Genomic DNA, 13,316 nt, shown 5'->3' with positions numbered 1-13,316 from the left:
ATTATCAATATAATAGGTAAAAATTAAAAAATATTCACTAAAAAACTTGTTTTTATTGATAGGTATTCACTTTTTGGTCGATTTGTTTAATGATTGTAAAATATCGGTTTGAAAGTCAGACTTGACTAATCACTCAAACTATTTTTATCAACAATAATTAAGCTGGCAAAAGGTGAAATTCCATGTGTTCCATTTTTGGTATATTGGACATTCAAGGAGATGTTAAAGCGCTACGTAGTTTGGCGATTGAACAGTCTCAAAAACAACGCCATCGCGGACCTGACTGGTCTGGGGTGTGGGAGACCGATACCGCGGTTTTGGTCCATGAGCGATTAGCAATCGTTGATATTGAGAGTGGCGAGCAGCCACTGCTGAATAATAATGGAAATTTAGCCTTGTTAGTTAATGGTGAAATCTACAATCACCGCCAGTTAGCGATTGACGAAGTCAGTCAATATCAATTTCAAACCAAATCTGATTGTGAAGTCATTTTGGGGCTGTATGCCCAGGATTTAACCGCAAGCAATCAGGTTTCGGCAGTTCAAATAGAAAAAAGACTGAATCAACTGGAAGGGATGTTTGCTTTTATTTTGTTTGATCAGGTGAACAATCGCTATTTGGTTGCCCGTGATCCAATTGGTATTATTCCACTTTATTATGGTTACGACGAACTGCGTCAACTTTATGTCGCTTCAGAGATGAAAGCGCTAAGTGATGTATGCCGCGAAGTCTATTTATTTCCACCAGGACACTATTTAGATAGTGCTCAAGGCGAAATCAAGCCTTATTATAAGCCAGAATGGAAAAGCTACGAAGCAGTGGTCAACAAACCTGCATCACCCGAAATGGTTCGCGAAGCGCTTGAAGCTTCAGTGAAAAAGCACATGATGTCAGACGTACCTTACGGGGTTTTACTTTCTGGTGGTCTGGACTCATCAATTATATCGTCAGTGGCTCAACGTTTTGCGGCTAAACGAATTGAAGATGATCAGAAGAGCCCGGCATGGTGGCCTCAACTACACTCCTTCGCGGTTGGTTTAAAAGGTTCTCCCGATTTAGCCGCAGCACAAAAAGTTGCTGATATGATTGGTACCATTCATCATGAAATTCATTTTACCGTTCAGCAAGGTATCGATGCGCTGGCAGATGTTGTTTACCATTTAGAAACTTACGATGTAACAACCATTCGTGCATCTACCCCGATGTTTTTAATGGCTCGAAAAATTAAATCAATGGGAATTAAAATGGTGCTGTCAGGCGAAGGTGCTGATGAAATTTTTGGTGGTTATTTGTATTTCCATAAAGCGCCTGATGCACGTGAATTTCATGAAGAAACTGTACGTAAACTGGAGCGCTTACATCAGTTTGACTGTCTGCGTGCCAATAAAGCAATGTCCGCTTGGGGCGTTGAAGCTCGAGTCCCATTTTTAGATCGGAAGTTTCTTGACGCTGCAATGTCGATTAACCCCGAAGCTAAAATGTGTGGTAACGGCAAGATAGAGAAACGAATTCTGCGTGAAGCTTTTGAAGGTTATTTACCAGAAGAAATCTTATGGCGTCAAAAAGAGCAGTTTTCTGATGGCGTAGGTTACAGTTGGATAGATTCATTAAAAGATTATGCTGAAGCACAGATTTCAGATATTGAAATGCAACGTGCAGAAATTGATTATCCAATCAATACACCTGATACCAAAGAAGGCTTACTCTATCGCAAACTGTTTGAAAGTAAATTTAAATCAAATAGTGCAGCGGCCACTGTGCCAGGTGGAAAGTCTATTGCATGTAGCACTAAAGAAGCATTAGCTTGGGATGCCAGTTTTGCCAATAACTCTGATCCTTCAGGCAGAGCAGTTGCTGGTGTTCATGCCGACGCTGTCAGTAAGTAAATAAATTTATGCCATTTGAATAAAATGGCATAAAGCAATACCCCAATTTGTTGTAACTTAACAGGAGATAATTTAGCGATGAAACTTCAACAGCTTAGATTTATTTTAGCCATATCTGAGAGTGACCTGAACATTACCTTAGCTTCTCAGCGGTTATATACTTCCCAACCAGGGGTCAGTAAGCAGCTTCGTTTACTGGAAGAAGAACTGGGGATGGAAATATTTTGCCGCAACGGTAAGAGCTTGGTTGGCATAACCGATGAAGGTCGTGTTGTGTTGGAAAAAGCCAGAGCAATTATGGACACCGTCAATGAAATTAAAGAGTTTTCAAATGAGGTTAATGGATATCATCGCCCGGTTTCTTTAAGCCAGTTTGCCTCAATGGGTCGATAATTTCGGGCCGTTGCCATTACTCGTTGCCACAATTGGCTAGCGAAGTAGCAGCAATTTGAGGGAATACCTCACTTTTAATTCATCGCTAATAAAGTTCAGATAGATTAAGTTTTGGTCTATCTGGCTTTATCAATGACTATCACCTTTTTACTATTCTCATTTTCCATCTACTGGAAAACTTGCTATAGCCGCTTAGAATTTTATTTTGAGATAAATGTTTTTGCAATGCAAAAACGCTAAACTCCTTATTAACGAACACTTCCTTGGATTCAATGGTAATTTTATTCTGAAATATCTAATTTCAAGATATTTGATACTGAGTTATTGTTTTTTGCCAAAAATTAAGATAGCTTCTGTCGTTCAATAATAATTCAATAAAAATTCAATAAAAATTGATGAGAACTAATAAGAACTGGCGGTAACCATTTGACCGTTTTTGGTTGTTGTACGCCAAAAAATAACTACATAAAAAATAATTTAAAACAACAAAACAAAAACTGGGGCATCACATGAATAAAAAACAATTCAAACAAAAGTTTAAACTAACGCTTGCGGCAATGGCGGTTTCGACATTGCTGGCTGTACCATTAGGCGTGCAAGCATCGAGTAATAATACCGGATCCATCTATGGGGAGGCAGAAACAGGAATCAGCATTACTTACAAAAGCAAAGCAACCGGTGCGAAAAGAACGGTTGTTGTTGGCAAAGATGGTCGATTTAATTTTAAAGATGTGCCGCCTGGTCGCTATGTAGTTACCACAAGCGACGGTAAAACCCGCGAAATTATTGTTAAAATTGGTACTGGATCAGCGGTTGACTTTATGGATAGCCAAGAAAATGTTGTGCGAGTTGTGGGGACTCGGGTGTCTTCAATTGATATGTCTTCTTCTGAATCTACAATGGTATTTACCGATGAACAAATCAGCCTGCTGCCAGTCGCCAGAAATCTGGTTGATGTGGCAATGCTGACGCCTGGCACTGTACAGGGGGATGATGACTTTGGAAATTTACCTTCATTTGGTGGCGCTTCAGTTGCTGAGAATGGTTATTATATTGATGGGTTTGATGTCACCAATATTCGTACTTTTCTTAATTATGCCAATTTACCGTTTGATGCCATTTCACAAACCCAGGTAAAGTCTGGCGGCTATGGTGCCGAGTTTGGTCGGTCACTTGGTGGTGTCACTAATATTGTTACCAAAAGTGGTAGTAATGAGTGGGAAGTTAGCGCTGCCGTTTATTATACCCCCGATAGCCTGCGAGCGGATCGAAAAGATGTGGTTGATAAAGGCTCAATTAATGGTGCTTTTAGTGTTTATGATTCGGATGATTACAATAGTCGACTGGCTTACAATGTTTCAATTGGTGGTCCTATTATTCAAGATGAATTATTTATTTTTGCCAACATTGAAGGCCGTAAAAATACTAATGACTGGTACTACACCAGTACTAGTACTCATCAAGAAATTACATCACCCAATGCGTTAATTAAACTCGATTGGTTTGTGACAGACAATCATCAATTGTCGATGACCTATATTCAAAACAAAACGGATGAAGAAAAAACCGATTACAAAAATCCAGTAGGTGAAATTAATACTGGTATTCATGGTGAAGAAATTGCCAGCTATACCGAAGAAAATGGCGGTGATATTAAAATTATTAATTACATTGGACATTTAACTGATGACTTTAGTGTCAAGGTAATGTACGGCGAATTGTCGAATAAAGAAGATAATGAAAATCCTCGTGTTTTTCCAGGCGGTGAATGCCCATTGGCTTGGGATACTTCAGGCGATTTAACCTGGACCGATAGGGTGTACATAGGTTGCTGGAATCAATCGAATGATTTTATAACCGATCCAAATTTTCGCTCCGATGGCGATGAACGCACTGCTTTAAAATTTGATTTTGACTGGACTATTGGTGATCACACTATTCGCTTTGGTTACGATAGTCAGGAATTTATTTCTTATTCTCCTGGTGTGACCTATTCTGGAGAGCGCTATTATCGTTATATTTCTGGTAATGATGCTAATGGGGGAGTTGTTAATGGAGTTGATGTTGGCGTAGGTACATTAACCGTTCGCGAGAGAACTTATGCGACTCAATCGGGTAACTTCAAAGTCGATAATACGGCGTTTTACATTGAAGATAGCTGGATGTTTAATGATGATCTAATGCTTTATTTGGGAATACGAAATGAAACTTTTACTAACTACGCTGCAAATAATGAAGTGTTTGTTGAAGCGGATGATTTAATTGCACCACGTCTTGGTTTTTCATGGGATTTAATGGGAGATGGTACGCAAAAATTATTTGCTAGTGTAGGACGCTATTTCATTCCTATCGCATCGAATACCAATATTCGAGCGACACGCACTGAAACCTACACACAAAAATATTTTTATACCGATGGCTTTGATGTTGCAACGGGTGAACCAATTGGTCTGGGTGCTCAGTTTGGAAGTGAAATTATTGATATTCAAGTGCCCGATCCACGGGTGATTGCTGTATCTGATTTAGAGCCAATGCATCAAGATGAACTGATTATTGGTTATCAGCGAGAACTGGGAGAAAACTGGACGGGCGGTGCTAAATTAATTTATAAGACGGTGCGTGATGGAATGGATGACTTTTGTGCGCACGATGGGTTTTATAACTGGGCACAAGATAATGGATTTACTAATTTTTATCCTGGAACCATGTCAGGATGTTTAATCGTTAATCCAGGAAAAGACTTAAGTTTGTTTATTGACTTGGAACATGATGGTAACTTGACTCACGTTACCGTACCGAATGAATATTTTCAGTTACCTGAATATAAACGAACTTATAAAGGACTCGAATTCACCGCAGAGAGAACATTTAATGATGACTTTTTTGTGAATGTTTCCTATTTATTATCTTATAGCAAAGGTAATGTAGAAGGTTATGTGAATTCAACCTTGGGACAAGAAGACGCCGGAGCTACTCAGGATTTTGATCACTATCGCTATCAGGAAGGTAGTGATGGCTATTTGCCAAATGATCGTCGACATCAATTTAAAGCTTATGGTGCTTATAAGCTCACCGATGAAGTGACATTAACTGGGCGTATCAGTGCATCATCCGGGTCGCCAACCAGTTGTAATGGTTATATCCCGTTAGAAGGATTGATTGGTGAACCAGGCACTGAACATGCTGGCGATACTTCATTTGATTATGCAAACTTTCAGCGCTACAGCGCATCAAGTTTTTATTGTAAAGATGAAAATGGCGTATCACAGCTTAGTAAGCGTGGTGCTTATGGTGAAACCGATTGGTTGTATACATTGGATATGGGGATCAACTATCGGCCAGAAGCTGTTGAAGGTTTAACGTTACAGGTCGATGTGTTTAATCCATTTAATTTTGATACAGTTACCGAAGTAAACCAACAAAAAGATTTGGCCAGAGATAATAACGAAGTTAATCCAAACTTTTTATCGCCTACCGGATTTCAGGCGCCACGTCGTGTAGACTTTACCATTCGTTATCAATTCTTCTAATCCGTTGACCAATTAAAAGCATCAACATTGTGTTGATGCTTTTGTTTAACGCTAATCTGTTAATTATCAATTTCAATTAATCTGTATCTGTTTTTTGATTGTCAGGATTTGCTATTCTCATTTTAGATTGTTTGACTGAGAAGGAAAAAATATGTCACCCTCAAAAGCTGACTGGCAAAATCTTGATGAATATTTAAATGTTTTTGCTCAAATTACCCGTAATTTTATGGCAGATTTAGATGAAAGACCTGTTGGACAAATTACGCCTCAATTAGCCAAGCTTCCTGTATCATTACAAGGCGAAGGATTTCATCAAGCTTTAGCGTATTTATGTGATCATATTATTCCACAGTTATCAGCATCACGAGGACCTCGATATTGGGGGTTTGTTACTGGAGGTGCAACTCCCGTAGCAACTTTTGCTGATTGGCTCGTGAGTACCTTTGATCAAAACTTATCTTTTGATGGTGACTCAGTTGCCTGTGAAGTTGAACGACATACGATTCGTTGGCTTTGTGAAATGTTTGACTTGCCAGAAACATTTAATGGCATCATTACAACTGGGGCGACTGCATCGAATTTTTTGGGAGCATTATGTGCCAGACAATTTGCCGGAGAGCAACAAGGTATTGATGTGGCCAAGCAAGGTGCTTACCAGTTAGAAGTTGAAATTTTTGCGACAACACCGCATGCAAGTATGATTAAAAGTTTGGGAATGGCAGGGCTTGGACAACAAAGTGTCACTAGGGTAAATGCCAAGCCTGACTCTGAAGCTATTGATGTTCAACATCTAGCAGAATTATTAGAAGCTTCTCAAAAGCCAGCTAAAATTATTATTGCCAGCACAGCCACTGTAACGCTAACCGACTTTGATGACTTACAAGCCATTAGTCAGCTTGCGCAACAGCATAATGCATGGCTACATGTTGATGCGGCGTTTGGCTTATTTGCCCGACTATTAGATGATGAGAAAAAGCGAAATCTGGTGGATGGCATTGAATTGGCTGACTCGATCACTCTCGATAGTCATAAATGGTTGAATGTGCCTTATGAAAGTGGTGTCTTTTTAACACGCCATTTAGACAAACTTTTTGCCAGTTGTAATGTGCCTGCTCCTTATTTGGCATCAAACCATGAAGCTCCTAGCTTTTTAGCATTAGGTATAGAAAATTCACGGCGTTTTAGAGCGTTGCCTGTATGGTTTACCTTATTGGCCTATGGCAAGCAAGGTATTGCCAGCTGGATTAATCAAAGTGTGAATTTAGCACAGCAATTAGCGCAAAAAATTGATGCATCAGCTGAATATGAATTGGTACATCCTTGCCAACTGAATGTTGTGTTGTTTCGACCAGCATGTGACAACCTTCAACTTGATATAGCTAATCAAAAGACTGCCGAATATTTAAAAGCAATTAATTTAGATGGACGCTTATTTTTAAGTCCCGGGCGTTGGCAAGGTAAAAATATTATTCGTATGGCACTAAGTAACTGGGAAACTGACCAGCTCGATATTGATATTGCTATACAATGTTTGCAAGATATCGCAAAACAATTGAATTGATAAACTATCATTATTAAGCTTGATGGAATGTTGATTTTCCATCAGGCGAATATTTGTCTATAATCATGCCGATTAATTGTTAATGGGTATGTCGGTGGTGAAGAATAAAAAAATTACAAGTTTATTAGTTTCTAACGAAAGTCAATTTAACCGAACTTCAAACTTGTCATCTGAGATTTCGGCCAAATTAGCCAACCATCATTTAACGAGCAACTTATTTCAGTATCACTCGAAGCGAGTGACTTCTAATCAAAATGGATTACATAAAAATCTGGATGTGATCGTAAATAAACATATTTATCATCCTTATCAGCGGCCTATTCGCCAGCATAATATTGTGGCTTTTAATTTGTTATATGAAAAATTTTCAATAGGTAAACTCCCACAAATCATATTGGATTCATGTTGTGGAACTGCAATGAGCACGATAGCATTAGCTGAAAAAAATCCAGATGCGTTAGTTGTCGGTGTTGACCAATCTATTTATCGACTTAGTAAAAATCGACAATCAACATTATTACCCGAAAATTGTTTATTAATTCAAGCTAACTGCGAAGATATTTGGCGATTGAGTGTTGAATATCAGTTGCCGATTACGCATCATTATATCTATTATCCAAATCCTTGGCCCAAGTCTGTTCACTTAAAACGACGTTGGCACGGACATCCTGTTTTTCCTTATTTGCAACCATTAGCGAAACACACTATTTTAAGAAGCAATTGGTTACTTTATTTAGCAGAATTTGCCCGAGCTTGGGAGTTGCTGACTGGGCTACTTTTTGCCGTCAATGAAGTCAGCGTTATTGAGCCTGTAACGCTGTTTGAAAAAAAATATGTTAACAGTGGTCAGGCTGCTTATGAATTAGTCTTGTCTTCATCTTGATACTTAATTAAATGAAACTCAATCTAGCATCTAAAATAAGAATAAGCGATTAATCTTGTTTTAAATATTTAGCCAATTGTTGTTGTAATGCCTTGGGGATAGACTTTAAGATGAGCTCGCCACTTTCAGGATTAAATATGACGTTATCACCCATCATATCAGAAGAAAAGCTGATGCTTAAATCTTTTTCACGGCCATAAAATCGTACAAATTTTTTCAAGCTATTGCGGTGAGCATAAATTTCTTCTTTAGGATCTTCCTGCTTTTCTTTGACAAATGTTGAAAAATGCTCAGGGTCATTGGCGTTTAGTTCTTCCGATAAGTCTTTAATGTTTACTGCATTACCTTGCATATCTTGCTCAACACAATAATCAACAATTTTGGTTTTGTATTGTTTACTTTCTTCTGGTGTTAATGTTTGCGTATATTCATCAACAATTGATAAGAACTCGTTAGTTTGTTCTTGCAAGTTAACACTGGAAACAAAGCCACAAAATTGTAAAAAGGCGTGTGCCAAATCTTTACTGCCACGAGCGGTAATCACCGAAAGGTATTGTTGCCAGTTTTCAACTTGCCATTGGTTGAAGTCGAGTTTGAGGGCAAACTGAAATTTACTACCGTCAATATATTCAATAATATCGACATCTAGTTCTGAGTCAATATACTGCGCTTCGGTGTGATTTATCCAAAAGATATACAGTTGTTTTTCTTCTAATAACTCTTCGGTAACGATTAAAATATGAGCACTTAATCCTTCTTTAATTTCTTCGAGCTTTGTTTTTAAATGTTCGGTTATTTTTTTGCTGACATTCAAAAAGCTCATGGATTCTTTTTCGTATTGTTTTAACCAGCCGGGTAATGGATTATCTGATTGTTGCGGATCAAATAAGCCATATTGGCGCTGCGCGCTGCGTTGGAAGCTTTGTTTCAATTGAGTAAACAAGGAAACAATTGGACCCTCGGGGGGAATTTCTGTCTCACGAGTCTGAATAGAGATTTCACCACCGTCTACGGTGCGCTTTAAAGCGTGGATTATGCTGTTTTTTATAGACATGTTAATAACTTAGGAAAAATTAAGAGCCATGAAGTCAAGCGGTTTTTAAGCGATTGTTAAATGGGCAAAACACTAGCCAGCCATTGTAGCGAAAATTAACAGCACTGTCTTGCTCTGCTTGATTGCTGTTTAAAATATAACCTTGATGCTGAACAAACTGATGAATAAATAAAAGCTTATAGCGGTTGATGCTAATTATCATTAAAGCAAAAAGTTGTTATTCAGGTATGTTGTCAGTTAACTTAGCGAATAATGGTTAATTGATCACCTAATTTAATTTTTCCTGATGAGTGAGGAATAAGATTCTTGCCAAAAATGATGCCGCTATCAAATTTGCGATATTGAGTCAGCGTTTTTAAGGGTTCTTGTTGCGGATCCTTGATACCGGTTTGTGGATTAACGGTTGTGAGAATACATCGACTACAGGGTTTTACTGCATCAAATATTACTTCACCGATACGAATTTGTTGCCAATCATCTTCGGCATAGGGCTCACAATTGTCGATAACAATATTGGGCCGAAAATGCTTCATTGATACCGGTTGTTGCAGACGCGAATTCAAATCGGCTAATGACCCACTTGAAATTACCAAAACAGGATAACCATCCGCATAGCTTACTATATCACCGGGTTTCGAATACTTAACATCAGTCGGGCGTGGATTAGTGTGATAATAAGTCACCAACTTGACGGTAAATCCTAAATACTCACTAAACCATGAGTTGATGGACTCACTGGCAACGCAACCATAACAGTTATCTTTCCAGATGGTGACTGGGAGTGGTGTTACTTGAAAGTCGCTGGCAGATATTTGAATTGGTTGCTGTTTTGGCGATTTTATAAGTATTGTGTTATGTTTGAGTTTTACTTCAAGTAGAGCCAGTTCGGGGTATTTGCGCTGGGTAATGAAAACATTATTTTCGTCAATTAACATCATGGTTCTATCTTGTTGCAGACCAATGGTTTCAACTTTAGCCTCATCTAGTTGGATACCACTGAGTGATTTAACGGGATAAATGGAGATTTCACTTAAAAAAGTTTTGGGGTTTGCGCTCATTTGATAACCTGATCAGGATTGCATCAAAAATAAAGACTTTTGACTAAATAATGACAAGAAGAGTGGACAATTTAAAGGAGTTAATCTCTTTAAGCAAGAACTGATAAAATAGAATCAACAAAAATAATCGTCGAATAAAACGGCTGTGAGCTGATGAGCGATTAGAAAAGTAAAAACATGATAATTATTAACCCGTTCAGTGGTGTTTTAGCCACGAAATAGCATTGTAAGAAGGCCAAATGACAAACAATCAGGATAAATTTATTGTTGGTAGTGAGGAGTGGTGTGCGTTTCCACAGTTAGGAATTCCGGCGGTAAAGGCCAGAGTTGACTCAGGCGCCAAAACTTCCTCATTACATGCATTTAATATTCAGGCATTTAAACGTGATGGAGAGAGTTGGTTAAGCTTTGAAGTGCATCCCTTGCAACTCGATCGTTCGACTATCATTCGCTGCGAAGCAAAAGTCTTTGATAGGCGTCGTGTTAAAAGTTCAAGTGGCATGTCGGAAAAGCGTTATGTCATCAAAACTCAAATGCGAGCAGGGAGAGATATTTGGGAAGTTGAAGTCACACTTACCAGTCGAGACTCAATGGGATATCGAATGTTGCTTGGCCGAGAAGCAATGAAAGGTCGAATGATCGTTGATCCAGAAGAGAGTTTTTGCCTGGGCCATTACAGTGATAAAGATGTCAAAAATTTCTATCCACGAATTGATTCACATTTAAATAATGGTTTAAAAGTCGGATTGCTTGCCAGTAATCCTGACTTATACAGCAACAAACGCATTATTGAAGCTGCTAGACAACGCGGTCATCAAATTGACTTTTTTAATATAAAGCAATGTTATATGAAGCTCGATGCGGTTTGTCCCGAGGTGCATTATCGTGGCGGCAAAGTGCTCAAAGATTTAGATGCGGTAATTACTCGAATCAGACCCAGCTTAACTTTTTATGGGTGTGCATTGACTCGGCAATTTGAAAGTATGGGGGTATTTACCTTTAATTCATCAGATGCCATCGCACAATCTCGTGATAAATTGTATTCATTACAGTTGATGCTTAAAAGCGGGATTGATATTCCTACTACGGGATTCGCTAATTCGCCCATTGATACTACCGACTTGATCGAAATGGTTGGTGGTGCGCCATTAATTGTAAAACTATTAGAAGGTACACAAGGTCGCGGTGTGGTGCTGGCCGAAACTCGTAAGGCATCGGAGAGCGTTATTAATGCGTTTAAATCCTTGAAAGCTAATCTGTTGGTACAGGAGTTTATTAAAGAAGCGGATGGCAAAGATTTACGTTGTTTTGTCATTGATGGCAAAGTGGTTGCGTCAATTCAACGAACTGCAGCACCTGGTGAGTTTCGCGCGAATATTCATCAAGGTGGCTCGGCCTCTATTGTAAAAATCACACCCGAAGAGAGAAGGTTGGCAATACTTGCTGCTAAAACCTTAGGACTAAAAGTTGCGGGTGTCGATATTATTCGTTCACGAAATGGTCCATTGTTACTAGAAGTTAATTCATCACCTGGACTCGAAGGGATTGAGTCGGCAACAGGTAAAGATATTGCCAGCATGATGGTTGTCAGTATTGAGAAAAAACTTGGATGGCGGATTAGGTAATTATTTGGAAACTGTCATTAATTTGTCAAAATTACTAACTGCAAATAGTCAGATTTTAATTTTTAATTTAATGAAAAATATCACAATAAATTGTTTTATCTCTTATTGAAATAAGAACAGGGTTACCTCATTTATTGGGTAAAAATATCTCTAAATACTGTGTAGTCTGTACACTTTATTGTGATTTTTGATGTTTATAATCTCCGACTCAAATGGCTTTGGATATCTATTGGATGTCTAGTTAATTTGCCAACCAATATCATATTCCCAACGGAGAGATAAATGAAAACAATAAGGCTGCAATTGACTTTAATGTCGATTTTGAGTGTTGGTAGCTTGGGATTTGGGCCGAAAGCAAGCGTCAAGGAACCCATCGAACCCATCAAACCCGTTACATCTGTTAATAAACAACTTGCCGAACTAGGAAAAAAATTATTTTTTGAACCTCGACTTTCAAAGTCTGGATTTATTTCCTGTAATTCCTGCCACAATTTAAGTCGTGGAGGGACTGATAATCTGGCGACTTCAATTGGTCATAATTGGCAACAAGGGCCGATTAATTCTCCCACTGTGTTAAATGCCAGCTTAAATTTAGCGCAATTTTGGGATGGTCGAGCCGCTGATCTTAAAGAACAAGCTGGTGGTCCAATTGAAAATCCAAAAGAAATGGCTGCCTCACATGTGTTAGTGGTTGATGTACTCAATTCTATTCCGCAATATGTTAAAGAATTTAAAAAAATATTTAACCATAAAGGTATTGAGATTGAACAAGTCACTCAAGCTATTGCTGAATTTGAAAAAACATTGATTACACCTAACTCTCGCTTCGATCAGTGGTTGCTAGGTAATAAAGATGCAATTAATCAACAAGAACTGGAAGGTTATCAGTTATTTAAACAAAGTGGCTGTATTAGTTGTCATAACGGCGCTGCTGTTGGTGGTAATTCATTTCAAAAGATGGGGATTGCACAACCTTATAAAACCACTAATGAAGCGAAAGGCCGAATAGCGGTTACTGGAAAAGAAGAAGATAAACATGTTTTTAAAGTACCTACTTTAAGAAATATTGAACTGACTTATCCCTATTTTCATGATGGAAGTGTTGATACATTAGAGCAAGCCGTAGATATCATGGCAAAAGTTCAAATAGGGCGAGACTTTACCAAAGCAGAAAATGCAAAAATTGTTGCTTTCCTGAAAACTTTAACCGGCGAGCAGCCAACGCTGACCGTACCGATTTTGCCGCCATCTTCCAGTGCCACACCTCGACCCCAACCATTTGCACAGTAGCCATTAGCCATTGAAGTTATTTGATATATAATCGCG

The 13,316-nt window shown here is 38.5% G+C and carries 9 protein-coding genes and 1 pseudogene; 8 read left to right on the top strand and 2 right to left on the bottom strand.

Features of this window, described 5'->3' with window-relative positions; translation table 11 throughout:
• Positions 1-182 precede the first annotated feature (182 nt).
• The 5 genes from asnB to ABVT42_RS07815 all read left to right on the top strand — a co-directional run bounded on the left by asnB (position 183) and on the right by ABVT42_RS07815 (position 8,253).
• Positions 183-1,886 (top strand): asparagine synthase B, encoded by a 1,704-nt coding sequence (gene asnB / locus ABVT42_RS07835; RefSeq protein WP_353873970.1) that lies wholly within the window; start codon positions 183-185, stop codon positions 1,884-1,886.
• A gap of 78 nt (positions 1,887-1,964) precedes the next feature.
• The gene (locus ABVT42_RS22425) at positions 1,965-2,279 is read left to right on the top strand and encodes a LysR family transcriptional regulator (RefSeq protein ID WP_417281475.1); all 315 of its coding nucleotides are present in this window, start codon (positions 1,965-1,967) and stop codon (positions 2,277-2,279) included.
• 509 nt (positions 2,280-2,788) lie between these two features.
• A complete protein-coding gene (locus tag ABVT42_RS07825; protein WP_353873971.1) occupies positions 2,789-5,809 on the top strand; it encodes a TonB-dependent receptor in 3,021 nt (1,006 codons plus the stop codon).
• A gap of 151 nt (positions 5,810-5,960) precedes the next feature.
• Entirely contained in the window at positions 5,961-7,370 is a 1,410-nt protein-coding gene (locus ABVT42_RS07820) for a pyridoxal phosphate-dependent decarboxylase family protein (protein ID WP_353873972.1), read from the top strand.
• 97 nt (positions 7,371-7,467) lie between these two features.
• Positions 7,468-8,253: a class I SAM-dependent methyltransferase gene (locus ABVT42_RS07815; RefSeq protein WP_353873973.1), complete on the top strand. Its 786-nt coding sequence runs from the start codon at positions 7,468-7,470 to the stop codon at positions 8,251-8,253.
• Positions 8,254-8,302: 49 nt separating this feature from the next.
• On the opposite strand, the gene ABVT42_RS07810 is transcribed toward ABVT42_RS07815, so the two are convergent.
• Together ABVT42_RS07810 and ABVT42_RS07805 are read right to left on the bottom strand one after the other, a co-directional pair.
• Positions 8,303-9,307, bottom strand: coding sequence for a nucleoid-associated protein (locus ABVT42_RS07810; protein ID WP_353873974.1), 1,005 nt, complete (start codon positions 9,305-9,307; stop codon positions 8,303-8,305).
• Positions 9,308-9,549: 242 nt separating this feature from the next.
• On the bottom strand, positions 9,550-10,365 hold the full coding sequence (locus tag ABVT42_RS07805; protein WP_353873975.1) for an MOSC domain-containing protein: 816 nt from the start codon (positions 10,363-10,365) through the stop codon (positions 9,550-9,552).
• A gap of 239 nt (positions 10,366-10,604) precedes the next feature.
• Between ABVT42_RS07805 and ABVT42_RS07800 the strand changes: the two are divergent.
• The 3 genes and pseudogenes from ABVT42_RS07800 to ABVT42_RS07790 all read left to right on the top strand — a co-directional run.
• Positions 10,605-11,015, top strand: a pseudogene (locus ABVT42_RS07800) (ATP-dependent zinc protease family protein); the annotation flags it as partial.
• Positions 11,016-11,075: 60 nt separating this feature from the next.
• The gene (rimK, locus tag ABVT42_RS07795; RefSeq protein WP_353874196.1) at positions 11,076-11,990 is read left to right on the top strand and encodes a 30S ribosomal protein S6--L-glutamate ligase; all 915 of its coding nucleotides are present in this window, start codon (positions 11,076-11,078) and stop codon (positions 11,988-11,990) included.
• A gap of 282 nt (positions 11,991-12,272) precedes the next feature.
• On the top strand, positions 12,273-13,280 hold the full coding sequence (locus tag ABVT42_RS07790; protein WP_353873976.1) for a cytochrome-c peroxidase: 1,008 nt from the start codon (positions 12,273-12,275) through the stop codon (positions 13,278-13,280).
• Positions 13,281-13,316 lie beyond the last annotated feature (36 nt).

The sequence above is a fragment of the Aliikangiella maris genome (assembly GCF_040719265.1).
Classification (GTDB): Bacteria; Pseudomonadota; Gammaproteobacteria; order Enterobacterales; family Kangiellaceae; genus Aliikangiella; species Aliikangiella maris.
This window is presented reverse-complemented; position numbering and strand designations above follow the sequence as displayed.